This window comes from Pseudovibrio ascidiaceicola (genome assembly GCF_900114245.1).
Classification (GTDB): Bacteria; Pseudomonadota; Alphaproteobacteria; order Rhizobiales; family Stappiaceae; genus Pseudovibrio; species Pseudovibrio ascidiaceicola.
This window is the reverse complement of sequence record NZ_FOSK01000006.1, coordinates 181,782-207,521: the sequence shown is the minus strand read 5'-3', so window position 1 is coordinate 207,521 and position 25,740 is coordinate 181,782. Positions and strand designations below refer to the sequence as shown.

General features: G+C 50.7%; 23 protein-coding genes and 1 tRNA gene. 9 read left to right on the top strand and 15 right to left on the bottom strand.

From position 1 onward, the window contains the following. The first annotated feature begins 74 nt into the window (after window positions 1-74). Window positions 75-1,766 (top strand): peptidoglycan L,D-endopeptidase MepK, encoded by a 1,692-nt coding sequence (gene mepK, locus BM231_RS13190; RefSeq protein WP_093520038.1) that lies wholly within the window; start codon window positions 75-77, stop codon window positions 1,764-1,766. A gap of 241 nt (window positions 1,767-2,007) precedes the next feature. Here mepK and BM231_RS13185 read toward each other — a convergent pair whose 3' ends face one another. Further along, window positions 2,008-2,274, bottom strand: coding sequence for a DUF2312 domain-containing protein (locus tag BM231_RS13185; RefSeq protein ID WP_057462047.1), 267 nt, complete (start codon window positions 2,272-2,274; stop codon window positions 2,008-2,010). A gap of 994 nt (window positions 2,275-3,268) precedes the next feature. On the opposite strand from BM231_RS13185, the gene BM231_RS13180 reads away from it, so the two are divergent. Then, the gene (locus BM231_RS13180; protein WP_057462048.1) at window positions 3,269-3,763 is read left to right on the top strand and encodes a DUF1036 domain-containing protein; all 495 of its coding nucleotides are present in this window, start codon (window positions 3,269-3,271) and stop codon (window positions 3,761-3,763) included. Beyond that, window positions 3,760-5,190 (top strand): pyruvate kinase, encoded by a 1,431-nt coding sequence (gene pyk / locus BM231_RS13175; RefSeq protein ID WP_093520036.1) that lies wholly within the window; start codon window positions 3,760-3,762, stop codon window positions 5,188-5,190. Before BM231_RS13180 ends, pyk begins: the two co-directional genes overlap by 4 nt. A 123-nt stretch (window positions 5,191-5,313) precedes the next feature. Here the strand turns inward: pyk and BM231_RS13170 are convergent, their stop codons facing one another. Next, on the bottom strand, window positions 5,314-6,249 hold the full coding sequence (locus BM231_RS13170) for an oxidoreductase (RefSeq protein WP_208860336.1): 936 nt from the start codon (window positions 6,247-6,249) through the stop codon (window positions 5,314-5,316). 80 nt (window positions 6,250-6,329) lie between these two features. Here BM231_RS13170 and BM231_RS13165 point away from each other — a divergent pair, with 80 nt between their 5' ends. Beyond that, window positions 6,330-6,869 carry a TetR/AcrR family transcriptional regulator gene (locus BM231_RS13165; RefSeq protein ID WP_093520032.1) on the top strand — a complete coding sequence of 180 codons (540 nt, stop codon included), beginning with the start codon at window positions 6,330-6,332 and terminating at the stop codon, window positions 6,867-6,869. 17 nt (window positions 6,870-6,886) lie between these two features. Here BM231_RS13165 and BM231_RS13160 read toward each other — a convergent pair whose 3' ends face one another. From BM231_RS13160 to cpdR, 4 genes are all read right to left on the bottom strand, one after another. Continuing rightward, window positions 6,887-7,531 (bottom strand): tetratricopeptide repeat protein, encoded by a 645-nt coding sequence (locus BM231_RS13160; protein ID WP_208860335.1) that lies wholly within the window; start codon window positions 7,529-7,531, stop codon window positions 6,887-6,889. 303 nt (window positions 7,532-7,834) lie between these two features. Beyond that, a complete protein-coding gene (gene ykgO / locus BM231_RS13155) occupies window positions 7,835-7,960 on the bottom strand; it encodes a type B 50S ribosomal protein L36 (RefSeq protein ID WP_054662728.1) in 126 nt (41 codons plus the stop codon). A 191-nt stretch (window positions 7,961-8,151) separates the two neighbouring features. Next, window positions 8,152-8,226 (bottom strand) — tRNA-Val (locus BM231_RS13150). Between the two features lie 133 nt (window positions 8,227-8,359). Next, on the bottom strand, window positions 8,360-8,716 hold the full coding sequence (gene cpdR, locus BM231_RS13145; protein WP_008551455.1) for a cell cycle two-component system response regulator CpdR: 357 nt from the start codon (window positions 8,714-8,716) through the stop codon (window positions 8,360-8,362). 485 nt (window positions 8,717-9,201) lie between these two features. On the opposite strand from cpdR, the gene BM231_RS13140 reads away from it, so the two are divergent. Next, window positions 9,202-10,017, top strand: coding sequence for an N-formylglutamate amidohydrolase (locus BM231_RS13140; RefSeq protein WP_084403854.1), 816 nt, complete (start codon window positions 9,202-9,204; stop codon window positions 10,015-10,017). 24 nt (window positions 10,018-10,041) lie between these two features. Here BM231_RS13140 and BM231_RS13135 read toward each other — a convergent pair whose 3' ends face one another. Further along, window positions 10,042-10,632: a CatB-related O-acetyltransferase gene (locus BM231_RS13135; protein WP_244527173.1), complete on the bottom strand. Its 591-nt coding sequence runs from the start codon at window positions 10,630-10,632 to the stop codon at window positions 10,042-10,044. A gap of 490 nt (window positions 10,633-11,122) precedes the next feature. Here BM231_RS13135 and hisN point away from each other — a divergent pair, with 490 nt between their 5' ends. Next, window positions 11,123-11,914, top strand: a complete 792-nt coding sequence (gene hisN, locus BM231_RS13130; protein ID WP_093520028.1) for a histidinol-phosphatase — start codon at window positions 11,123-11,125, stop codon at window positions 11,912-11,914. On the opposite strand, the gene BM231_RS13125 is transcribed toward hisN, so the two are convergent. Further along, window positions 11,911-12,852, bottom strand: a complete 942-nt coding sequence (locus BM231_RS13125; protein ID WP_093520026.1) for an alpha/beta fold hydrolase — start codon at window positions 12,850-12,852, stop codon at window positions 11,911-11,913. The two genes, hisN and BM231_RS13125, sit on opposite strands and share 4 nt — an antisense overlap. Window positions 12,853-12,969: 117 nt before the next feature. Between BM231_RS13125 and BM231_RS13120 the strand changes: the two genes are divergently transcribed. Next, window positions 12,970-13,608 carry a pyridoxamine 5'-phosphate oxidase family protein gene (locus tag BM231_RS13120; RefSeq protein ID WP_093520024.1) on the top strand — a complete coding sequence of 213 codons (639 nt, stop codon included), beginning with the start codon at window positions 12,970-12,972 and terminating at the stop codon, window positions 13,606-13,608. 81 nt (window positions 13,609-13,689) lie between these two features. Here BM231_RS13120 and BM231_RS13115 read toward each other — a convergent pair whose 3' ends face one another. After that, on the bottom strand, window positions 13,690-14,058 hold the full coding sequence (locus BM231_RS13115) for a hypothetical protein (protein WP_063312868.1): 369 nt from the start codon (window positions 14,056-14,058) through the stop codon (window positions 13,690-13,692). 344 nt (window positions 14,059-14,402) lie between these two features. On the opposite strand from BM231_RS13115, the gene BM231_RS13110 reads away from it, so the two are divergent. Continuing rightward, complete coding sequence (locus BM231_RS13110; protein ID WP_057461817.1) at window positions 14,403-14,867, top strand: Hsp20 family protein; 465 nt, start codon at window positions 14,403-14,405, stop codon at window positions 14,865-14,867. Window positions 14,868-15,445: 578 nt separating this feature from the next. Here BM231_RS13110 and BM231_RS13105 read toward each other — a convergent pair. The 6 genes from BM231_RS13105 to BM231_RS13080 all read right to left on the bottom strand — a co-directional run bounded on the left by BM231_RS13105 (window position 15,446) and on the right by BM231_RS13080 (window position 20,329). Then, window positions 15,446-16,483, bottom strand: a complete 1,038-nt coding sequence (locus BM231_RS13105) for a threonine aldolase family protein (RefSeq protein ID WP_093520022.1) — start codon at window positions 16,481-16,483, stop codon at window positions 15,446-15,448. 78 nt (window positions 16,484-16,561) lie between these two features. Further along, window positions 16,562-17,419 carry an endonuclease/exonuclease/phosphatase family protein gene (locus BM231_RS13100; RefSeq protein ID WP_167550301.1) on the bottom strand — a complete coding sequence of 286 codons (858 nt, stop codon included), beginning with the start codon at window positions 17,417-17,419 and terminating at the stop codon, window positions 16,562-16,564. 134 nt (window positions 17,420-17,553) lie between these two features. Beyond that, complete coding sequence (locus BM231_RS13095; RefSeq protein ID WP_093520018.1) at window positions 17,554-18,144, bottom strand: DoxX family protein; 591 nt, start codon at window positions 18,142-18,144, stop codon at window positions 17,554-17,556. Between the two features lie 71 nt (window positions 18,145-18,215). Further along, the gene (locus BM231_RS13090; protein WP_093520016.1) at window positions 18,216-19,052 is read right to left on the bottom strand and encodes an HvfC/BufC N-terminal domain-containing protein; all 837 of its coding nucleotides are present in this window, start codon (window positions 19,050-19,052) and stop codon (window positions 18,216-18,218) included. After that, complete coding sequence (gene bufB, locus BM231_RS13085) at window positions 19,036-19,938, bottom strand: MNIO family bufferin maturase (RefSeq protein ID WP_093520014.1); 903 nt, start codon at window positions 19,936-19,938, stop codon at window positions 19,036-19,038. Before bufB ends, BM231_RS13090 begins: the two co-directional genes overlap by 17 nt. Window positions 19,939-20,035: 97 nt before the next feature. Then, window positions 20,036-20,329, bottom strand: coding sequence for a BufA1 family periplasmic bufferin-type metallophore (locus tag BM231_RS13080; protein ID WP_093520012.1), 294 nt, complete (start codon window positions 20,327-20,329; stop codon window positions 20,036-20,038). A gap of 722 nt (window positions 20,330-21,051) precedes the next feature. On the opposite strand from BM231_RS13080, the gene gltB reads away from it, so the two are divergent. Then, a complete protein-coding gene (gene gltB, locus BM231_RS13075) occupies window positions 21,052-25,734 on the top strand; it encodes a glutamate synthase large subunit (protein ID WP_093520248.1) in 4,683 nt (1,560 codons plus the stop codon). Window positions 25,735-25,740: the final 6 nt, after the last annotated feature.

Below are 25,740 nucleotides of genomic sequence, written 5' to 3'. Positions count from 1 at the left end.
GCACTAGATAAAGAGGTGGGGCTCTGGGGTAAGGTTTTAGCCGATAACGCGAAAGCGAGATTCAATTGCGTGACATGATTGCATTCGGGCGCTCGGACTTTGGTAAACGTCTGCCTGGCATTTCAATGCTGGTCGCAGCGGTTCTTTGTGCGTTCTTCCTCACCTCAATTGCTTCGGCCAGTGCGAGCACACGCACGCTCAAGCTGTACTTCACCCACACGAAAGAGCGGGCGGAAATCACCTTCAAGCGGAATGGCCGCTATGACAAAGAAGGCCTTCGCAAGCTCAACAATTTCCTTCGGGATTGGCGCCAAAAAGAGCCAACGAAAATGGATCCTGAACTGTTTGACCTCATCTGGGAAGTTTACCAGAAAGCAGGCACAAGCAAGTACATCCATGTTGTCTCCGCTTATCGGTCGCCTAAAACCAACAACATGCTCCGTAAGCGCTCCAGCGGTGTGGCTAAAAACAGCCAGCACACCAGAGGCCGCGCAATGGACTTCTTCATTCCCGGTGTAAGCACAGCAAAACTGCGCGCGCTTGGTCTGCGCCAGCATGTTGGCGGCGTTGGCTACTATCCGCGCTCAAATACGCCGTTTGTTCACATGGACACCGGCTCTGTACGCCATTGGCCACGCATGAGCCGCTCTCAATTGGCAAAGGTATTTCCAAAAGGTGACACCATTCACGTCCCTTCCGATGGAAAACCAATGGCGCGTTACAAGCAGACGCTTGCCGCTGTAAAACGGAAAGATTCAGGCCGCTCAACCAGTGTTGCCAGTCGCTCCACTTCATCGTCAAAAGCAAGTGCTAGGGCAAGCTCGTCCAACAGTGGTGGAAGCTTCTTCTCCCGCCTGTTCAGCAATTCAGGCAACAACGAAGGAAGCAAACCGGCACCAACTCCGGCAACAAAAGCACCAAAAGTGCGTGAGCCAGATCCAAGTCGCCGGGTAGAAACCGAGTTTAACGCTATTCCGCAGCCAAAAGTGGCGTTGCTGGCAACTCAGCCAGCAGCGAGCCCGGTTCCTGGGGCGGCATCACCATCGATTTTGGCGTCAGCAAAACCATATGCAAAGCCGCAAGAAGAGAGCGAAGCAACGCCTGCACCAGCAGAACAGAATCTCAATCTGTTTGCCTCCGCTCGCCCGCGCATAAAACCACAACAAATCCTTCAGGTCGCCGCTTTGCCGGCGGCCACCCCTGCAACGCCGAAGCGCGCTCAAGTTATTCCGCAAAAAGTGGAAACACCAAAGGATGGCATTGCAGCGATCATTGCAGCAACTGGCGAGCAAACACCTGACAGCCTCCGTCCGCTTGTAGGCACACAACTTGCCTACGCCTCTCCTGCCGCGAATACAGATCTACCAAAGAGCAAGTTCAACAAAAAAACTGCGCTCACTGCACAGGCTCTCTTCTCAGAGCAGCGCCTGCCAGACTTAATGCCGAAATCACAACCAGCTCAACAGACTGTTGTGACAAAGGCCCCAGTCTATGGATCTCCGTTGGTAGGTTTCCATTCTGCACCAGAAGCAAACGCAGTGCTGATGCTTGATCCAACATGGACAGCAAGCAACCGCCGCACCATCACCATGCAGCACCCTGACCAGAACCAACTGGCGGTTCTGATGAGCCCTGTAACAACGGTTTTAAAGGATGCTCTGACCCAAACGCCATACCGCTCAATTCGCAAACGGATCAACCGCGGATCAGCAATTGCATGGCTGGACTCGATCTATACAGGCGAGATGAAAGTCTCCTCCAGATAGACCACCCACTATAATAAATGCTCGCCAGCACGGCATCAAATGCCGTGGAAGCACTCTCCTGCCCTCAGCTAGCCCATCCAATACCAACAAAGCCAATCACCACTGCCTGTTCAGGCACCTCTCAGCACTCCACAAACACAAAAAAGGCCCCTCACCGCAGTAAGGAGCCTCTTTCAGAACTCGCGCTAAGAGCCAGCTCGCGCATACATATAACACGCGGTGCTCTCACCAGTTGGAGCGCTTATGCGTCTTCCATTACTGGGCCTGCCATGCCGAGAGCATGCAGGTAAAGATCGAGGATTGCCTCTTCTTCTTCACGCTCATGCGGCTTGCGTTTACGCAAGGAAACGATTTTGCGCATTACCTTCACGTCAAAGCCGTTCCCCTTAGATTCCGCATAAACATCCTTGATGTCGTCCGCGATAACTTTTTTCTCTTCTTCAAGACGTTCAATACGTTCAATAAAAGCACGCAGCTGATCTGCTGCTACACCACCGGCATCTGACATATGAAATCCACCTTACGTTCGTGCGAAACACCATTAACCTTGTTGTCTTGCTGCCAGAACTGAGCACACGGGTCAACCGTTCACGACCTCTTTTCAGCAACCTTTACAGGTTCTGGGGGATGAACTGAATTTCAATGGGAATATAAAACAGCTGCCTCAATTGCTGCACAATCTATTGGCACTGACCTGACGGAAATTCATCCTAGCATTGTGGCCCATTTCCCCTATCTGACATTCATTATCAGGTAGCCCCAGTAGATTGGCACAAAAATAAGTGCCGCTACGTACGCATTGATACCTCGATCAAAACATACTCACAATTGTCCAAAGATAAATCTGCGCGACAAATTCGCTCTCTAAATATATCAGAGAACCGATCTGCTAACTAAAAGTCTTCACTCGGAAATTTAAGATAACAAATTCACGTTTTCCATTCAGCGGAACATGTGCCTCAATCAAAACTCGACAAAGTGTCGCAGTATCAAGAAACAACTTTGGACTCCGCTACGTAATACGAGTTTTTGATAATCTCCCAATGTTCATTATTCAGGGTCCCAAACCGGACATTTGTCCGAAACGCTGTTTATCTCTTTGTCTTATCTTTCAAAAAATCAGTTCTAAAAAGGGCAGGAACTGTGGGAGGTAACACTGTTTTTTGGCTTTTCTCTTGATTCCATGTAGAACTCAGGCCAATAAAGATATTCAGATTCCTAGAGGTAAGGTCCGACTTTTGGATCATATTTCAAATGTTAACGGGGGTCGTCCACACTCATCCAGAGTAAGGGTGGCGCAACCAAAGCATGACATGTCGGGTTTAAGCCAATTCATGATCCTGCCGTTTTTGCATGGTCAATGGTGAGTTGGGGCAACGTTCTTTACTCAGAACAACCTGTATTACCCTTTAGTCGTGCTCGAAATCACGTCGGCCATGGGCTGAACCACGTTGACAAGGGCATCAACTGAACGCATTAAACTGCCGTTTGTAGCTGTACATATGACTGTTATGAGAACATCCAGAAACGACTTCGCATCTGCTGTAATAAACCGTTTTCGGAAAAATTCACTGGCTCTTGCCTGTGTTGCTTTTGGAGTTCTGAGCTTTCAGCAGATCCCCTCTGCTAAAGCGGACTTTCGCGCATGTAATAAGACCGAAAGCACAGTTAACATCGCAATAGGCTACCGCGATGGCGCCGATTGGATCACCGAAGGATGGTGGACCATCGACAAAAACACCTGCGACACACTGGTGTCCGGGGATTTGGCGTCACGTTACTATTACTTGTACGCAGTACAAACGGATCAAAATGGCGAATGGGATGGCAAGGCGTATATGTGTGTACGTCAAAAAAAGTTCACCATTCGCGGTATAGAAGACTGTGTCGCTCGCGGTTATGAGCGAACAGGTTTCTTTGAAATAGATACAGGCGAGCAAAGCAGCTGGACGGTCCAGCTGACGGAGCCGGTAGAGCAAGGAACAGGTGGACGATGAAGCGTAATAGACGGGTCAAAATTCTAGCAACTCTCGGCCCGGCGTCTTCCGAAAAAGAAGCAATCAAACAGCTATGGCTTGCAGGTGCCGATGTTTTCCGCATCAACATGAGCCATTCCTCCCACGAAGTTCTCAACAATTTGGTTGGTCGCATCCGCGAAGTAGAAGCAGAAGTAGGCCGTCCAATCGGCATTCTCGCTGACTTGCAGGGTCCTAAACTGCGCGTTGGCACTTTCGCAGATGACGCAAAGCCAGTCCTAGAAAATGGCGCAACCTTTGTTGTAGACGCAAACGACGCTCCAGGTGACGCATCCCGCGTATACCTCCCACACCCAGAAATTCTTGGCAGCCTCGAAGTTGGCCACCGCCTTCTTGTAGATGATGGCAAAGTTTGCCTGCGTGTAACTGAAGCGTCTCCAAAACGCTGCGTGACCACTGTTGAAGTGGGCGGCAAGATCTCCAACCGCAAAGGCGTTTCTGTTCCAGATACAGAAATCCCTGTTGGTGCATTGACCGAAAAAGACCGCGCAGATCTTCTTGCTGCTCTCGATGCAAAAGTTGACTGGGTCGCACTGTCCTTCGTACAGCGTCCAGAAGACCTCATCGAAGTACGCAACACCACTCAGGGCCGCGTTGGTGTTCTGGCAAAAATCGAGAAGCCTCAGGCAATCGACCGTCTCTCAGAGATCATCGAACTGTCCGACGCAATCATGGTTGCCCGTGGTGACCTTGGCGTTGAAATGCCACTCGAGCAGGTTCCAGGCCTTCAGAAGCGCATGATCCGCGCATGCCGCAAAGCTGGTAAGCCAGTTGTTGTTGCAACGCAGATGCTTGAAAGCATGATCACTTCTCCAGTGCCAACCCGCGCAGAAGTTTCTGACGTGGCAAACGCAGTGTTTGAAGGCGCAGACGCAGTGATGCTCTCCGCAGAATCTGCTGCTGGTGACTTCCCGACAGAAGCCGTCACAACCATGGACAAGATCGCCGTGGAAGTTGAGCAGGACGAGAACTACCGTTCCATCATCCATGCTCAGCGTACAGAACCAGAAGCAACCGGCGCTGACGCAATCACTGCTGCAGCTCATCAGGTCGCTGAAACTCTGGATCTGGCAGCGATTATTTCCTACACCGCATCTGGTGGCACAGCACTGCGCGCATCCCGCGAACGTCCTGCAACACCAATCATTGCGTTCTCTCCTGAAATCTCCACAGTTCGCCGCCTGACCATCGGTTGGGGTCTGCACTGTGTTGCCAATCAGGATGCAGCGACTGAGGAAGACCTCATCGACCGCGCATGCTGCCTTGCAAACACCGAAGGTTTTGCAAAGCCAGGTCAGCGCGTTCTGGTTTCCGCTGGTGTTCCATTCGGCACCCCGGGTTCCACAAACATGCTGCGTATCGCATTTGTGGGTTCCAAAGACGCATAAGTCGTCAGAGAGCACCTCTTAAAGCAGTTAAAAGCCCGTGATTTCGTATCACGGGCTTTTTTCTTTCAATCGATTAAATGAGCTTGTTCCAACGCAACGAACTTCAGAAAACACAACCAAGCTTTAAAACGCCCACTTGAAATCTGTGAGCCATTCACTCTCACTCCAAAGACGACGAGCAACCTCCGGGTTCAGCGCATGGCTAGCGATCTGCGCTCTTCCAACCGATCCAACAGTTTCCATACGCTTTGTTGGGCCATAGTAGCCATTCGGTTCAACTTCCAACCCAGCTGCAGCAAGCACCGTTGGCAGCGCACCTCGCTCAGCAGACTGCGCGAACATGCTATTCATCCATCTATACGCCACACTCATCCAGCCTGTCGGACCTGTACTCTGCAAATTAGTGGCTGAATAACCTGGATGCCCCATAGCGACAAAAGAAGAACTCCCTGCATCCGACAAACGCCGCTGAAGCTCCAATCCAAACATCAAAGTGGCCAGCTTACTTTGCGAGTAGGCTTTCATAGACGCATAATTTTCACGCATCATCAGGTCGTTAAAGTTGATCTTGCCCATCTTGTGCACAAGGCTAGCGACCACAACAAACCTTCCGTTAGCAGCTTCAACATTAGGTTTGAGCAAGCCAGACCATAGAAAATGTCCTAGATGATTGGTCGCAAACTGCAACTCATATCCATCAACACTCTTCAACTCTGGTGTCTGCATAATGCCAGCGTTATTGATGAGAGCATCAATCTTGGTGTATCGTGAAGCGATGATTTCCGCTGCATGGCGAACAGACGAGAGATCACTCAAGTCCATCTGGACGAGATCAATTTTTCCCTTCGCTTGGATTTGTAATGCGTGTTGGGCAACTGAACCTTTTTCAGTATTCCGGCAAGCAATGACAACATCACCACCTGCATTAGCAAGCATTCTTGCCGCTTCAAAACCAATACCGGAGTTACCGCCTGTTATGATATAAGTTTTACCCTCAAGAGAAGGCAGTTTATCCGCAGTCCAGTTGGATACTGCGCTGCTCTTGTTCGCTGTGCTCATTTCAATCTCCAATGCGCGGCACCCGTTCGTGCCGCATAATAAAGTTGACAAAAATTACTTAAATTGTCAACTAGGTAAACATGAAAACAAACTTTGACAAAAAGAAGGCGTTGGGCGTTTTTGCTCAGTATGGCTTCCGAAAGACCTCAGTCGGTGACGTTGCAAGCGCGGTCGGCCTCTCACGCCAATCGCTCTACAAAAAGTTTGGAAGTAAAGAAGAGCTGTTCCAGACAATCATTGAGGAGTACTCCGAAGAAGTCGGTCTCCAAGCGCTGGACATTCTTGAAGACAAGACCAGTGACTCCAAATCTCGCATCCTACGCGCTTTGGACACGATCATAGGTCAGCATGTCGATCTAATGAGAAACTCCGTCCATGGCGCCGAACTGGTTCAGATGGGTGAGCAGGTCATGTCTGCCGTTGGAAAAGGCATCATGCCTCAGGTCATGCTCAAAATTGCGGACGTAATCCTGGAGACGCATGAGAACCGAAGCAAAGAGCAAGCAGAAGACGATGCCTTTATCCTCTACACCCTCGCCAAGGGGCTCTCTCTGACAGTCTCAAACTACACAGAGTATAAATCAGGCATCACTAGAGCGACAAACCGCCTGCTGGATTAAGAGTACTCTTAGAAAGCTTAGTGATACTGCCCCCACAGCTCCTCACGTAAGCTTTTAACAGCGTCCTGAGCATTCTCCAGCAATGGATAGATGCTCAGCACATGTTGAAACACCTCAAGTGCCTTGTCGTTCTTTCCCGTCTTTCGAAGGATCATGGCAAAACCAGAGAGCGCAGGATAATGTCGCGGCTCAATCCGGAGTACTTGCTCGATGTCAGCAAGTGAACGACCCAGATCCTCTTTCAAGAAATACACAGTCGCCCTACGGTTCCACCCCTCCACATATCCGGGATCTAAACGGACAACCGCGTCCAGCAAATCAAGCGCTAAACCGTACTCTTTCCCTTCAATGGCTTTAGCAGAACGCATCATAAGCAGATCAAGTGTATGGCTCCCAGACTGCATGAAGAGGCTGTGTATGCGTCGAGAGATCGATTGTGCATCACCCAACGTATCCGCATCTCTCAATTCAAGGAACAATGCATCTAAAAGCTGTCCGCGCGTGTAATGAGCAGGAACACCATGCCCCGGTGCAGATCGACCTATCTGAGCCGGACCTCCGGCAGGGCCATTAAGAGCAGCCTCCGGGCCGATGCTAAGCTTAGGATGCCCCTCTGACAGTCCACGAGTAATTTGCACCTCTACGGGGCTCGCAACAGCCACAGTGCGCTCAGAAGCATCTAAGCGCTCCCCTCCCACCGCAAGCAGCAAAAAACACGCAAGCGCAACTGCACCGCAAGCGCCAACGCAACACCTCAACCTGTCAGATTGTCGTGAAAAAGAAGTCCCTACCGAGAGACCGGAGAGCTGAAATTGTAGAAACGACGACGCCCCTCTAACGGGGCTGTTTGGGCGAGCAAACAAAAAAAACCGCATGGCAAAAGCATCTCACTTTTGCCATGCGGCTCGCAACTCTTAGAACCAAGGGTTTTTCGCGCTGGTTTAGTTTAAATCAACGCAGAAAAATTAACCCTGACGTGCTTTAAAGCGCGGGTTCTTTTTGTTGATGATGTAAACACGACCCTTGCGGCGTACCATCTGGTTATCACGATGGCGGCCCATGAGTGCCTTAAGAGAATTCTTAATCTTCATTATCCTACCCCCGGTTAGGGTCAATTTTATAGGGATCCTGAAGTACCACGATCCGCCAGTGAAAAGAGGCGCCAAGCGCCTCATGAGTACAGCCTCTGATCTCGCCGCGCTGCATTCTTACGAAGCGGCGCAGGACCAAAATCGAGGCCCGCTCCGCCGGATATACATCTAAGATGTTAACCGACGAAAAATGGTGGGCGTGACAAGGATCGAACTTGTGACCCCTACGATGTCAACGTAGTGCTCTCCCGCTGAGCTACACGCCCGAAACTTTCAAAGAAGCTCGTCCGTCAGCGCTTAAACGCTGCGGTGGAGAGGCGTATAAGAGGAATTTTGAGAACGTGCAAGTCCAAAAATGGAAATTTGCTATCTCTTTCCACATTCACCCCTCAAAACTAACTAAACGAGCATTTTTTCCACTTCGCGCACCAAATCTTTTAGGTGAAAAGGCTTGGAAAGAACCTTTGCATCCTGTGGCGCCTTGGAATCAGGATTCAACGCAACAGCAGCAAATCCAGTGATGAACATAACCTTCAGGTCTGGATCAAGTTGAGTAGCTTTTCGGGCTAACTCAATACCATCCATCTCTGGCATCACAATGTCAGTCAGCAATAGGGCAAAGGGCTCTTCGCAAATACGTTCATATGCGCTCTTTCCATTATCAAAGGAAACAACAGTGTGCCCAGCCTTCTCAAGTGCCTTAGACAAGAACTGGCGCATGTCATTATCGTCTTCCGCGAGCAGAATTCGAGACATGTTCGACAACCTTAAAACTCCAGGTGCAGCGACGAGGTTCTCTTTTCAGAGCCGCCCCGTAAATAAATAGAATATGTCAGACGCACTCACCCCCCGCAATCCGACAGATTCCGAATACCGTACGCTGTTAGGAACAGGAAACTACTCGGGAACACCTGTCAAAACAATAGGGACAAATGAAACAGGTTCACTTCTAAAGAGACTTATGCGTCAACTGAGGGTCCAGAGCCACACCGCCCTCTCAAACTACGCAAAAACTCGCGCATCTCTTGCCTATTTCATAAGCAAACTGTCTAATGTCTGGCCCATACGCTGATCTCGCTCTATACTAGGAAGAATTGCGGCGATTAAGGAATGTAGGCTCTGTGACAGTTTTGGAAGATCATCAGATTAAGGCAATAGCAAACTACAGCAGTGCGCTAGACGCCGCAGATCAGGTACCCGCATTTGAGGTGCTCTCCCCAGATGAACATTCTGTCCCTTTCATTTTTAACAGCCCCCACTCCGGGCGCGCGTACCTTTCGTCGTTCCTTCAAGCCTCTCGGTTGGACACCACTCAGATCAGACAAAGTGAAGATGCATTTGTTGATCTTCTCATCAAGGATGTCGAGCAACTAGGTGCACCGGTTTTAAAAGCCAACTTTCCGCGTGCTTACCTTGATGTGAATAGAGAGGCCTACGAGCTAGATCCAAAGATGTTCCATGGCAAACTCCCAAAGCACATCAATTCGCGCTCTCTGCGCGTTGCAGGAGGTCTTGGAACCATCGCCCGCATTGTGGGTGAGCGGAGAGAGATTTACCACACACGCATCCCGGCAGAAGAAGCGCTGGATCGCATCGAGCAAGTCTACAAGCCCTACCACAACACACTGCGTGGCTTGTTGAGCAATGTACAGGACAAGTTTGGTCTAGCTGTCCTTGTTGACTGCCATTCAATGCCGTCTGCCAACTCAAACAAGAACCACGACCCTAAAGCAGATTTCGTTATTGGGGATAGGTTCGGCACCAGTTGCTCTGCCTGGCTTTCATCCTGTGCAGTCGGGCTATTGCAAAACATGGGCTACAACGTAGCTCTCAACCGCCCCTATGCTGGCGGCTACATCACAGAAAACTACGGCAAGCCAGAACGCGGCGTGCACGCGCTTCAAGTTGAAATCAACCGCGCACTCTACATGGACGAGCACACCCACCAGCCACACTCTGGGTTCCATGACCTGCGCAAAGACTTGATGGAGTTCATCACTGCCTTGGTCGAGATGGTAACAGAAAGCTTCACCAGAGAAACTTTGGCTGCAGAATAACCTGCAGCCCTAATTTATGTTGCATCAAAAACCGAGCCAGTAGTCGTAAAGTCTCTCAATATCAGAAGAACACATAAGAGGCATGGCACCTTTCAGGACTTCATCTGTCCAATCCCACCATTTCATCTCCAATAGCATCTGAACCTGCTCTTCAGAAAAGCGGGAACGCACAACTGTAGCTGGATTACCGACCACGACGGCATAGGCCGGTACATTCTTCGTCACGACCGCACGGCTGCCAATCAATGCACCATTACCAATCTGCACTCCCGGCATAATCATCGCTTCAGAGCCAATCCAGACGTCGTTGCCAACACATGTCGAGCCTGCTGGCTTAAAACCGTCCTGTGCTCCTTCAAAAGCAGGCTCATCAAAATAATGAAATGGAAACGTTGTGGCCCACTCAGGACGATGTCCCTGGTTTCCTGCCATCGTAAACACTGCCCCAGATCCGATAGAGCAATACGCACCGATAATCAGTTTGTCTTGCACTTCTTCATCTGAACGTAGGTATCGGGCACAGTCATCAAAGCTGTGGCCGTGATAATAACCAGAATAATAGGAATGCTTTCCAACAATCATGTTGGGATTGGTCACCTGCCCCTGAAGTGGGATCCCCTTAAACGGACTCTCAAAAAAAACGGACTCTCAAAAAAATTCGGCACTCTATTCTCCCCCTGCCTGCCCCTCCCTACGACGGAGAACATTAACAACCAGACAAAAAAAAGGCCGCGCTCATCTGGAGGCGGCCCTTAGTCTAGGGAGGAAACGCCCTTCGCGAAGGGCGGCGCAGACACTGAATGTCGCGCTGCAACAAGACTCGCATCGCATCGCAAACACGTCAAGCATTCAGCACGGTAATCGAGCTGTTCCTATACGAATTGGCCAGTTTGTATCCTTGAGACAACACCCTGATTTTTCAGGGATCATAGCCGTTGGTATGAGTTTCACGCGATAGTTTAGCAGTAAGTCGTAGACACCAACGCGTGGCTTCAACAAGAGCATGCGCAAACTAAAACCGGCCTCAGAGCTATAGGCATTTGCACTTTTCCAAATCCTGACTATGGTGCGCATGCAATTGACTGCTCCTACCGGATAAATTGATATGACCTCTTCCAGTTCTGATTACGCCTTTCTTCACAAACTTGCTGACGCGGCAGATGCTAAAACCATGCAGCACTTCCGCAGCGGCTACGAAGTAGACAACAAACTGGAAGCAGGCTTTGATCCAGTCACTATTGCGGATCGTTCTGCAGAAGAAGCAATCCGCGCGGTTCTGGAAGCCGAGCGTCCAGATCACGGTATCATCGGCGAGGAATACGGCAAGGTCCGCGAAGATGCGGAGAATGTCTGGGTTCTTGATCCAGTCGACGGCACACGCTCATTCATTTGCGGCACACCGTTGTGGGGCACACTGATTGGCCTCAGAACCAACGGCAAAGCCTCTCAAGGCATTATGAGCCAGCCGTATAACAGCGAGCGCTTTTGGGGTGATTGCAACGAAGCTTTCATGACTGGTCCACTCGGCAAGCGCACCCTGAAAACCCGCAGCTGCGCATCCTTGTCAGAGGCAATCATCACCACGACCGAGCCGGCCTTGTTCAATGAAGTCGAGCGCCCGGTATGGGACACGATCTGCGCAGAAGCTCGCCTCACCCGCTACAGCACAGATTGTTACGGCTACGCCATGGTGGCAGCAGCAGGCTTTGATGCAGTCATTGAGACCGGCATGAACACTTACGACATTCTTGCCCTGATCCCAATCATCGAAGGCGCTGGCGGTTTTGTCACCAACTGGACCGGAGGCAATGCAGCAGACGGCGGGCAAGTGCTTGCCACAGGCGACAAGCGCCTCCACGATGAGCTGCTCACCAAACTGGCGCAAGTAGCTGTTTAGTCCGCGCTTCCCGGAATAAATGCATCAAATGCAGCCCAGAACTGCTCACGATAAGGATCTCGCTCCATTAGAATCTCATGGCGAGATCCTCGAATCTCCAGAAAACTCATACCTGGGCAAGAGCGACAGACTTCCTCTGCATCGTCAGTCGAGACGATCTGATCCTTTCCCGCGCCGATGACTAAAGATGGCACGCCGAATTCAATCTGAAATTCAGGCTCTCTAAAGCGCTCTGTCGCCAATCCCATAGCACGGAACCAGCTCACCGTCGGAGAACCCAACCCCAACTGAGGCGCCTCTTCAAGAATAGCATTCATCCGCTTAAAGCGATCAGGATCAGACGTGAGCGTATTGCCGTCATAGTCGACAAGAATTTTGTCATTGCCACCGGGAACAAAAGCGTTCCCCATGCCAACCCAGACAAGCGTCTTGGCAAGCGCACTTGCCATCTTGACCATACGCCCCTTCATAGCAAGACCGACGAGGGGAGCTGTCAGCACCGCCCGATCAATCTTGGTCTTCAGCCGCCGATTAGCATGCATAACCACAGCACCGCCGGTTGAGTGTGCTAGCAGAAAGTGCGGCCCGGGACAGTCAGAAAGCGAGACATTGTCCAAAACAGCTTGCAAATCCAGAGCGAACTCATCAAAGCTCTCAACGTGGCCGCGCCGCTCGTTCTTTAACAAACGCTCAGAACCACCCTGCCCACGCAGGTCAAAAGCCACCACATAGAAACCACGTGCCCGCAGTTCCTCAACAACCTCAAAGTATTTCTCAATAAACTCAGTCCGGCCTTGGACAAGGGTCACAGTCCCCTTGAGCGGAGACCCGGTCGGAGCCCAACGAGCCCAACGGATTTTCACATTGTCTTCTGTCTGGATAAAACCAGACTCCGTTCCCTCAGGAACCCGATTGAAATCCGTATTGACCAGTACCATCAGCGCGTAACCTCTAGTTCTCTCACTCTCAATTTGATAGCCTTTCCAAGCAACAGGCCGCAACCGCAATTTCTGGAAGTTTTTTCCATCTCAGTACGCGGTAACAAGGATATTTACATGCAAGACACAGACCCAACATCTGTTTCCCACGAGATTACCAGCCTCGCTCAGCTCGAAGAGCTCTATGGAAGTCCGAAACAAATCTCTATCGATAAAGAAGTCGGCTATATTTCTCCGCACTACAAAACCTTTATCGAAGCCTCCCCTTTCTTCGCGCTCACAACTGTATCTGAAGAAGGAACCGACTGCTCTCCACGTGGGGACCCTGCAGGCTTTGTAAAGGTCATTGATGAAAAAACCATCGAGTTTCCAGACCGACGCGGCAACAACCGCATCGATAGTTTGCGTAACATCGTCCAGGATCCACGCGTCTCTTTGCTGTTTATGATCCCCGGTGTCGGCGAAACCATCCGCATCAACGGAAAAGCCAAGATCTCTGTAGATCCGGCTCGGCTGGAAGCTCATAAGATAGAAGGCAAGCTGCCAAAATCCATCATGGTCGTCACGGTCGAAACCATCTACTACCAGTGCCAGAAAGCGATCTACCGCTCAGGCCTTTGGACAGAAGAAGCAAAGGTAGACCGGAAGACAGTTCCGACTGCCGGACAAATGGCACAGGCACTGTCAAAAGTTGAGTTTGACGGTGACGCCTATGACAAAGCTTATCCGGGTCGCATCAAAGAAACAGCATATTAGAGCCCAAATGCCGAAAGACCTGCCTTGATCGCAAAGAGGCAGGTCAGACGGATAAACAGATTAAGATCTCGGGAATGCCCTTTAGTACCCAAGGTAACGATATTTGATGATCCAGCCGCTATAGGCATCAACGACCAAACGAGCTCGATGTTGGCCCTGCCAGCTGGCCTTTACAACGTAAACATCACCCTTGCGCTTCACTTTCTTGAAATTCCGGTAGCCCCAGGCACGCAGACGCCGTTTGATCTGCTTCTTGTTCAGTGCATGGTGTTGTCCGTGTCCCCAATGACGGTTCTTCTTATAGTGAGCCTGCGTGACCTGAACGCTTACGTTTGGTCCGTCATAGGTGAATTTAGCGCCTGCATTTGCCGGAGCCGCCGCACCAGAAACTCCAAGAGCAACAACAGCTGCAGCGGCCAGTCCGGTTACTTTTTTCTTCAAAGCATTCATCTGTTTTCTCCTTGTCGGCAATAGGGTTTGCCTGAATACAAGGAGAACGTAACAAGGCGCGGATGTACGGGATCAGAAGCGTCTGTTCAGGTTCTGTTAATCTGAAAATGCGGGCACCATTCCTGCAAAAACACCTATTTTGAAAAAAACTCTTGAAACTTATTCGCCCCGTCCCCATCTCAAAATCACAGGCGCCACAGAGTGGGTCTGACACCGCTTAGAACCTTCGCCACTAATGGGAAGGCACTGTAAGCAAAAGGAAAATTTCATCGTCCGCGCGCTTTGCGGCGAAGGGTGAACGTTGCTCAGATGGCCTTAGGGCCACACTAAAGAGGACACATAAAATGCGTCATTTCGATCTTACCCCCCTCTACCGTTCCACTGTTGGTTTCGACCGTCTTTTCTCCATGCTGGATTCAGGAACGGAACAGCAGGGATCAGCTTATCCCCCTTATAACATTGAGCGCACAGGAGAGAGCGCATACCGCATCTCCATGGCCGTCGCCGGTTTTAAGGAAGATGAACTGACGATTGAAGCTAAAGAACATGTCTTGACTGTTTCCGGCGAGAAAAAGCCTGAAAGCGACGAAAAAGAAGTTCTCTACCGGGGTATCGCCTCCCGCGCTTTTGAACGCCGCTTCCAGATCGCCGAGTATGTGAAAGTGATTGGCGCAAGTTTGGAGCACGGATTGCTCCACATTGACCTCATCAGAGAAATTCCTGAGGCAAAAAAACCGCGCAAAATCAACATCACGGCTGGAGACAAAAAAGAACACAAACAAATTGAAGGCGAAACAGTAGCTCACTAAAGCAGCCTAAAGCCCTCGCGAGGACCTTCCTCCCAAACTCCCACCCTCGCGAGTGGCCACCCTTGTAACATTCTAGATTTTCTAATGTCTCTCAAAGATTGATTGGCACGCCCCTGCCAATCAATCCTACTCAAATCAACAGGTTCCTCCTCCGCAATCCTCCCATGCGGATTTGTCTGGCTGCCTCTCCCCCCAGTAAGGGCCAGACACAATCAACGCCCCGCTTGCCCCAGCGGGGCGTTCTTTTATGCGCGCTTCAGCAAGCACAGAGAAACTCTCTCTCTGCATCTGATTCTATTTTCTGGAATTACCGCGTTCCCCATGACCACACAGCCACTTAAGAATTATCGAGTGGTAAGTTACACGCAAAATAAGAAGGGTAGGTTAGTTCACTTAAGGCCTTGCCTTGAACCCACTGGACTGACACCGCAAGGGTTGGCCTCTAACACCCTTGCTAACCCCTTGCAGGTGCCCCGCTGGTCTGCGGATTTATATCCCTCCGCAGACCAGCATTCTATGCCCTTCTGCTCCACACCGCAATCATAAGATGCAATCGCGATACAGGCTGTTTGACGTAATTACCCACGCAGATGCGTCAGAAACTCGTCTACCATCTCTGGTGTGGTCGCAAAGCAGGTCACCAAGCGAAGGAACACTTCATCTTCTGAGACGAAATCCGCTGGAATATCATAGAACTTCGCGCCAGCTGCTTCCAAACGTGCAGCTTGTGCTTTGGTGAACACCGGGAACAACTCGTTGGCCTGTGGTTCAATTGGCAAACGCACGCCTTCAATATCGCGCATACCATCGGCAAGACGCATGCACATCGCGTTGGCATGACGTGCTGAAGCGAGCCAGTCATCGTCCTTCAGGTAACCTTCAAATTGCGCAGAAATAAAGCGCGCCTTTGAGAAGACCTGTGCAGCCCGCTTGCGCAAATATTCAAAGCCCTCGGACTCTTCAGGGTTGAAGAACACAACAGCTTCAGCACACCAGCAACCGTTCTTAGTGCCACCGAAGGACAGAACATCCACACCGGCTTTCCATGTCATCTCTGCTGGAGAAACATCTAAAGACACCAGCGCATTTGCAAAACGAGCGCCATCCATATGCAGTGGTACATTACGGGAATGAGCTACGTCCGCCAGCGCCTGAATTTCATCAAGTTGGTAGATGGTCCCAAACTCAGTCACCTGAGAGATAGAAACCGCGGCAGGACGGCCATGCATCGGATTATTATCTGGTACTTTGTTCATCGCGGTACGCAGCGCATCAGGCGTAAGTTTGCCATGTTCGCCACCAATACCAATCAGCTTATTACCAGCCGTAAAGAATTCCGGAGCATGGCACTCATCAACATTGATGTGTGCATCTTCATGGCAAAACACTGCCCCACCCGGCTTCGCATAGGTCGCAAGCGCCAGGGAATTGGCTGCTGTTCCTGTAGAAACCAGAAACACGGCAACTTCTTTTTCAAAGAGATCATTGAACTGCTGCTCGATAGAGCGGCTCAATGGATCAACCCCATAAGCGGTGGCAAAGCCGCTTGTATGGTTCGCAAGTGCAGTCATAACTGCACTCGTCGCACCTGCCCAATTGTCACTCGCAAAAATCATAGGATTTGAATAACAATATACCGAGGGAACTCAAGCCATTTATTGACCTTAAGGGCAAAGCTCTCCACGAGAAGCCCTTTAGGAGAGCAACACACTCTCAGAAGCTCCAGAAAGGTGCTCTTTTTTAAGGTCAGCCTTCAAAGTTAGAACAAGTGGGCAATGATCTGAGACCTCAGGTTTCTGCAATACTTGAAACTTCTGGATCTCATCGACCTGATCAATCAGCAAGTAATCAGCAAACTTACCTGGCTTTTTGTAATAGGAGTTCCGAGTAGTTTCGACGCTATAATGATTGACCAACTCAACCAAACCGTCTTCCTCCAGCATACGAATAGTCTCGCTGTCAGGCTCAACATTGAAGTCACCACATACTATTCTCAGATCACCAGCCTCAGAAACTCCGCGCGAAATATTGATCAACCGCTTCGCCTGGTCGAAGCGTTCTGGCGTGTCCATCTTACCATTCAAATCACGAAGGCCATGCATGTGGGTGATGCTCACAGCACGGTCTGTCGCATAATCATAAACACGAACTCCATGCGCATTACGAGAGCGTGGGTGGTCTCCATAACCATCAGCAGAATAGTCTTTGTGCACGAACCCTTGCACCTGACCAATAATAGGGAAGGAACGATGCACAAATGTTGCTAGCCCCCATTGAGAGGGGACAGACTGCTCCCCATCCCAGAGCACACCCTGAGCAGCAGGACAGAAGACAGGCACATGCTCAGGCAGCGCTGCGCAAACATCACGGAAGAAATTAGCACGCTGAGGTAAGACGTGATCACCATCCCGATAAGTCAGCCAGTCCTTATCGCTTTCTGGTGTGTGAACCACCTCTTGCAGGCAAAGCACATCAGGCGCGGCCTGAGATAAATACGGCAGCAAGTCAGAGTAGAGCGTCCCTCCCCAACCATTCAGGCACATAATCTGCAACGCCACCTCCTTTAGCTCAGTCTGCGCAAGCTCTAGTCATATACACAAACGAAAAAGAGCGCATCACTTCATCAGTGACACGCTCCAATATCTGAATGAAAACCTATAACTCTATCAGGCTCTCAATATAAGCCTCATGCGTGGCTTTTCGTATCTGAAATACCCGTTTCGTGATGAATGCCGAACCATTTGCCCAACACCCAATCCAACGAGAACACTCCAGGACCACGGATCACAAGCACAGTTGCCAGGAAGATCCACAGTGCGCGCTGATCAAAGATCAGAGCAGACGGATGACGGTCAAACAGCGCACCAATTGTCGGCATATCAACACCATGACCAACCACGTCCACGATAGACATAACAATCACAAAGCCAATGAAACCAATGCTTGCGGCACGAGTAAACAGGCCCACAACAATAAGCACCGGAATGATCACTTCACCCCATGTTCCCAAAAGCACAATCAGGCCATAGGGAAAAAACGAGATCTGAGAAATATCGTACCCAGCCGCCTCGGTAATATGCGGCAAGATCTGCGCATATGCACCGGTTGAAGGGAACAGGAACCCAAGCGCACCATCACCAAACTTGGTCAGCGCTGAATTCCAGAAGTACATAAATAGGACGCCTGCGAAAAGAAAACGCGCAGACAGGCCAAGAAACCAGCCTTCAGTTACACGCTCCAGCCAGCCAAATACGCCCTGATATAAATTTACAAGCATTCTCATCGGATTCCTCCTCTGGTGCTTTCCACCACTCGGGGGCCTTACCGCCCGGCCCCTCGCAATCAATATTAAGCTTTGACGTCCACGCTCGCGAACACGCGTGCGCTCAGCAGGCAGCCCAATGCCTGCGACAGATCAAAGAATTTGTAAGAGGATGAAACTGCTTCCGCAGCTTCCCCCAATGTCTTGCCAAAGAACAATAAATCGGCGAATGCCGCTACGTCCTGAGCCAGTCCGGTCAGTGTCACGTCCATGTCAGGTCGGCAAATCAAAATCACTTGATCAGCCTCAGGCGTGACACCTCCCACGTCTTCCGAGCGGTTCTGTTTCCAGATCTCGCTAAGCGGAAAACGGGAGTAAATCAGTCTATGTGCAGGGATCGGCGTAAACACCGCATCCCCCAGTTTTGCTGGATCAATCTTGGATAATACATCCGGCGCAACAGGCGTCGCATTCGGCCCGTGGTACACACGCAACCATGCCCACTCCAGCGCTGCGACGTCTTTCAGATATGGATAATCTGCAAGGGGAGGAAACGCCCCAATGAACTCGGAGAACTTGCCCCCAAACTCACTAAGTACCGGCTGCTCTGGTGGATGCTTGCGCACGAACTCCGCAGCAAGTGCCCGGAAGTAATCACGCCCGACCAGATCATGCACTGCGGGAAAGTTGGCAGCCATCGCATCAATCAAGCTCGCCATCACGTTGTTTCGGTAAACCCCATAACGCTTCTCAGAAGGATGACCATCACGCCCCACAACCCCATCGGGTACAGGGACGGCTGGATTCATCAGCCCATCAGAAAACATGTCAAAACCTTGCATGTTTGACTGCAAATCCTGCAAAGGAACGCCAAAACCTTTCAACGCAATCTTTTCCTTAATGCTATCAGGCGCTTGGGACATGATCACCCCGCATCTCAGAAGCTTTGGCCTGCGCTTCGATGTGGGATTGGATCACCACATCCGCCTGCTCAGCTTCATAAGCGAGGATATCCCAGGTCGGAATATTCGCATCCCATTCAATAAGAGTTGGTTGAGGTCCAGTCCGATCAATTGTCCGCGCATAAAGCGACCACACAGGATCAGCAACTTTACGATCATGTGCATCGATTAGAAGAGGATAGCCCAGCTCGTCTGTTTCTGGCGCATGCCCGCCAAGGTGAATTTCCTGAACATGTTCAACCGGGAATCGGTCCACATAATCTTCAGGAGAACCACCAGAGTTCGTCGCAGAAACAAAGACATTGTTCACGTCCAGCAGCAATCCGCAGCCAGTTCGTTTTACAATTTCACGAAGAAACTCAGTTTCTTCATAAGTGCTTTCCTTGAAGATCACATAAGCACTTGGGTTTTCAAGCAACATCTGACGACCAACGAAAGTCTGCACCTCATCAATATGATCAACAACTTGCTGCAATGTCACCTCAGTGTAAGGCAGAGGCAGAAGATCATTGAAATACTCGGTGTCGTGCGTTGACCAGGCCAGATGCTCACTGAAAAGACCCGGATCGTACCGGTCAGCAACATCTTTCACACGAGAAAGGTGCTCCTTGTTCAGTGGATCAGCACCACCAATAGACAACCCGACACCATGAAGAGAGATAGGATAATCACGACGGATCGCCTCAAGGTAACCGTGTGGAGGACCACCGGCACCCATATAGTTTTCCGCGTGAATTTCGAAGAAGCCCATATCAGGTTTGTCATTGAGAATACGATGATAATGATCAGCTTTTAAGCCCACGCCACCTCGTGCAGGTAGTTTTGCATTGACTCTTTGCGCGCACATATCAGTACCTCGTTCTATATTATGACTTCTTCTTAAAGAAACACCGGAGGAGGAAAACCCGCCCCGGTGCAACGCAGTATATTTTAAACTAAAGCGATTAGTGAGGCAGATCGCGGGAAAGTTCTTTCAAAGAACCTTTACGGTCACCTGGGACTTCAATGGATTCACATGTACCGGTTGGTACGAGGGTCCAAGCATTGCCCTGATAGTCAACAGTGGAAGTACCTGCACAAGTGGTGCCAGCGCCCGCTTTACAGTCGTTTTCACCAGCAAGGGAAACGCCGTAACATTTTTCCTTAGAAGCAGCTTCAGCAACAGTAATGTTCGCACCAGCTACAGCAGCAGTAACAGCGGTTGCAAGTACAGCAGCGGACAACGTTTTTTTGGACATTTCAAAACTCCTCAATTGAAATTCGGCGATGTGTTCAACAGGTTTGGTTCGCCTCTGAAGACAGTTCTGACAAAAAACTCGATCAATGGGAAATCAAACACATGTTATTTTCACGCGATTAAATCAATAAAATGAGATCATCGTCCTCACAGGTTCGTGAATAGTTGAAATATTATTGCATCTAACTTGAGTTTTAGATGCCAATGCGACAATCGGCCTAATAAAATTAAAAGAATAGAAATAAAGACTTTCTGAAACGCTCTTGCTCTACCCTCTGAAATCTGGCATGTTCGCGACGCGGAAAAGGACAGGAGTGCTGTCCTTATTATACCGCATGCGTTGATGACAATCTGGAAGACAGCTTCCAAGCGATCCACCTAAGAGATCCACACAACGCAAAAGAGAAGGATGTAGGCGCGTTCCCAACGCCGCGACATTCTCCCCCAAATGTGTGCCATGCGGACATATCGCAATGCACTCGCCAAAGGGGTAAGATAGATCGGAGGAAACTCCGAATGGGCGGCCCTATGTATAAAGAGGCCGTGCTTCATTCGACAGATCCGGGGCAAGCCGTGCCGGGGCTTCGAACGAGCCGCGAGGAAGACCTCCCCGCGACCCGAACGAGGAAGTGACCTTAACCAGTCACATTGAGATGAGCGAAAGTGAGGCCAAAAATGGCAGAAAAAGGAGGAAACACGATGCATATGAGTGGGGGGGAACCTATGAAAACCCGAGCTACCACCACAGGCACCGTTACGGAAAAACTCCGCACTGCTGCCACTGAGGGGCTTTACAATCCAGCCAAAGAGCACGATGCCTGTGGCGTCGGCTTTATAGCTAACCTCAAAGGCGCACAATCTCACCACGTGGTACAAAGCGGCCTGCAGATCGTTGAAAACCTGACCCACCGCGGCGCAGTTGGCGCCGACCCATTGATGGGCGACGGTGCAGGTATGCTGACCCAGGTCCCACACGAGTTTTTCAAAGAAGAATGCACGAAGATCGGATTCGATCTTCCAGACGCTGGCGAGTACGGCGTTGCGTTCTTCTTTCTTCCACAAGATAAAAAGCTCCGCGAGCAGTGCGAAAGCATCGTTGCGGAATGTGTTTCTGATGAAGGTCTTGAAGTATTAGGCTGGCGTGATGTTCCGGTCGACAATTCTTCTTTGTCCAAAGCACCGGATATTGCAGCAACTGAACCTGTATCCCGCCAATTGTTTGTAACACTACCAGACAATACTGATGGTGATATTCTTGAGCGCCGCCTCTTTATCCTGCGCAAAGTAATCTCCAACGTCGTACGCGAGAAATCCGAGGGCGTAGAAAAAGGCTTCTACGTCGTTTCCTTCTCAAGCCGCACAATCGTTTATAAGGGCATGTTCCTCGCTTACCAGCTTGGCGCCTACTATGACGATTTGCGCGACGAACGGTTCGTCTCTGCATTGGCGTTGGTTCACCAGCGCTTCTCAACCAACACTTTCCCATCGTGGGATCTGGCTCACCCATACCGGATGGTTGCTCACAACGGTGAAATCAACACCCTGCGCGGCAACGTAAACTGGATGGCAGCCCGTCAGGCGTCTGTGTCTTCTCCAGCATTTGGTGACGACATCAATAAGCTGTGGCCTATCTCTTACGAAGGCCAGTCTGACACAGCATGTTTCGATAACGCATTGGAATTCCTCACCACTGGCGGCTATTCCCTTGCGCATGCAGCTATGATGCTGATCCCGGAAGCATGGGCCGGTAACCCGCTGATGGACGAAAACCGTCGCTCTTTCTATCAGTACCATGCCTCTATCATGGAACCATGGGACGGCCCTGCAGCAGTAGCCTTCACAGACGGTCGTCAGATTGGCGCGACACTTGACCGTAACGGTCTGCGCCCTGCCCGCTACATCGTCACGGATGATGACTTTGTGGTTATGTCTTCTGAAGTTGGGGTTCTCGACATTCCAGAAGAGAAGATCATCCAGAAATGGCGTCTCCAGCCGGGCAAAATGCTTCTGATCGATCTGGAAGAGGGCCGCATTGTTTCTGACGAAGAAATCAAGCGCCAACTCTCCACTGCCAACCCTTATAAAGACTGGCTTCACCGCACCCAGATGGTTCTTGAAGATCTGCCATCCGTTCGCGAGCGCGCGCCGGTTGCTGGTGAAACCCTTCTCGACCGTCAGCAAGCTTTTGGTTACACGCAGGAAGACATCAAGCTTCTCATGCAGCCAATGGCAACCGTTGGTCAGGAAGCACTGGGTTCTATGGGTACTGACACACCTGTGTCCGTCCTCTCAGACAAATCCAAGCTTCTGTATACCTACTTCAAGCAGAACTTTGCGCAGGTCACCAACCCACCGATCGATCCGATCCGTGAAGAGTTGGTGATGAGCCTCGTGTCCTTCATCGGACCGCGCCCAAACCTGTTTGATCTAAAAGGTCTTTCGACCTCCAAGCGTCTGGAAGTGCGTCAGCCGATTCTCACCAATGCTGATCTGGAAAAGATCCGCGCCATTGGTGATATTGAAGACAATCAGTTCCAAACCAAAACCCTCGACATCACCTACTCTGCTGAGAAGGGTACCGAGGGTATGGAAGATGCTCTGGAACGCCTGTGTGCCCGCGCTGAAAAGGCAGTTCATGGTGGTTACAACATCATCATCCTGTCTGACCGTGTGATCTCACGTGCCCGTATCGCAATCCCTGCACTGCTGGCGACAGCTGCCGTTCATAACTATCTGATCCGCAAAGGTCTTCGTACTTCAGTGGGTCTTGTGGTTGAAACGGGTGAAGCACGCGAAGTTCATCACTTCTGCGTTCTGGCCGGTTACGGTGCAGAGGCAATCAACCCATACCTCGCATTCGAAACAATCCGCTCAATGCATTCTGAAGGGTCTTTCCCTGAGGAAGTGGATGAGCATGAAGTGGTCTCTCGCTACATCAAAGCCATCAACAAAGGCATGCTCAAAGTCATGTCTAAGATGGGCATCTCCACCTATCAGTCTTACTGTGGTGCGCAGATTTTTGATGCGGTTGGCCTAAACTCAGAGTTTGTAGAAAAATTCTTCTTCGGCACAGCAACAACCATCGAAGGCATCGGCCTGAAAGAAGTTGCTGCAGAGACTGTTGTTCGTCATCACGATGCGTTTGAGGACATTCCTGTTCTGCGTCGCTCGCTGGATGTTGGCGGTGAGTATGCCTACCGGACCCGTGGCGAAAACCACATGTGGACCCCGGACAGCATCGCCACTCTTCAGCATGCAGTTCGTAACAATCTGCCTGAAAAGTATCTGGAATTCGCCAAGGAAGTAAACGAAGCCTCTGGCCGTTATACAATCCGTGGCATGTTCCGCATCAAATCAGCAGAAGAACTGGGACGCCGTCCAGTCAACATCGATGAAGTTGAGTCTGCAGAAAACATCGTCAAGCGCTTCTCAACGGGTGCAATGTCTTTCGGCTCAATCTCTCGCGAAGCTCATACATCGCTTGCGATTGCTATGAACAAGATTGGCGGTAAATCCAATACCGGTGAAGGTGGCGAAGAAGCCGAACGCTTCAACCCACTGCCGGATGGATCTCCAAACCCAATGCGTTCTGCGATCAAGCAGGTTGCTTCAGGCCGCTTTGGCGTGACAACCGAATATCTGGTCAACTCTGACATGATCCAGATTAAGGTCGCTCAAGGTGCAAAGCCGGGTGAAGGCGGACAGCTGCCGGGCCATAAAGTGGATGCCGTGATCGCAAAGACACGTCACTCCACACAAGGCGTAGGCTTGATCTCACCTCCTCCGCATCACGACATCTATTCAATCGAAGATCTGGCACAGCTAATCTACGATCTGAAGAACGTGAATCCAGAGGCAGATATCTCCGTCAAGTTGGTGTCTGAAGTTGGTGTTGGAACAGTTGCAGCAGGTGTTGCTAAAGCACGAGCAGACCACATCACGGTCTCTGGCTTTGACGGCGGCACAGGTGCATCTCCGCTCACTTCTTTGAAACACGCTGGTTCTCCATGGGAAATGGGTCTTGCTGAAACCCAGCAAACGCTCGTTCTCAATGGCTTGCGCTCCCGTATCGCTTTGCAGGTGGATGGTGGTCTTCGTACAGGCCGTGACGTGCTTGTTGGCGCGCTTCTCGGTGCTGATGAATACGGCTTCTCAACCGCTCCACTAATCGCAGCTGGTTGCTTGATGATGCGTAAGTGTCACCTCAACACCTGCCCGGTTGGTATTGCGACCCAGGACCCGGTTCTGCGGAAGCGCTTTAAGGGCACTCCAGAACACGTCATCAACTACTTCTTCTATGTTGCTGAAGAACTTCGCGGCTTGATGGCGGAACTCGGCGTCAGAAAACTGGACGACATTATTGGTCGCTCCGACATGCTCGACAAAGAAACTGCAATCAACCACTGGAAGTCTGAAGGCCTTGATTTCTCAAGGATCTTCTATCGTCCAGATGCGACCCAGGAAGAAAGTCGCTGGTCACAGCTTCAAGAGCATCCAATCAACGATGTTCTGGACCGTGAGCTCATTCGCAATGCAATGCCAGCGCTGGAAAGCAAAGAAAAAATTGAGTTCCCAGCGAAAATCAAGTCTGTTGATCGGTCTGTTGGCGCAATGCTTTCTGGTCAGATTGCTAAACGCTACGGCGCAAAAGGTCTCAAAGACGACACCATCCATATCTCGATGACAGGTACGGCTGGTCAGGCGTTTGGCGCCTTTGTTGCCAAAGGTGTGACGATTGATCTTGAAGGCGACGCAAACGACTACGTAGGCAAAGGCCTCGCAGGTGGTCGCATTATCGTACGTCCTCCAGAGAACACACGCATCGTACCGGAGAACTCCATCATTGTTGGAAATACCGTTCTTTACGGAGCAACCAGCGGTGAAGTGTATTTCCGCGGTGTCGGCGGTGAGCGTTTCGCGGTTCGTAACTCCGGAGCAACTGCGGTTGTTGAAGGTGTTGGTGACCACGGATGTGAATACATGACCGGCGGTGTTGTTGTTGTAATCGGACAAACTGGCCGTAACTTCGCAGCAGGTATGTCCGGTGGTGTTGCTTACGTGTTGGACGAGGATGGTACCTTCGGCTCCCGTTGTAACCTTGCAATGGTAGACATTCAGCCCGTGCAAGAAGAAGATGACCTGCTCGAAAAGCTGCATCACCATGGTGGCGACATCGAGTACAAAGGACGTGTGGATCTGTCAGCTGACATGACACGCCACGACGACGAACGTCTGCGTCTCATTCTTGAAAACCACGTGAAGTATACTGGTTCCACCAAAGCTCAGAATATTCTGAATGACTGGGAGAACTGGCGTCCGAAGTTTGTGAAAGTTATGCCGGTTGAATACCGTCGCGCGCTTCAGGAAATGAAAGCAGCGCGTCTGGGCCTCGCGGCTGCGGAATAAGAGGGG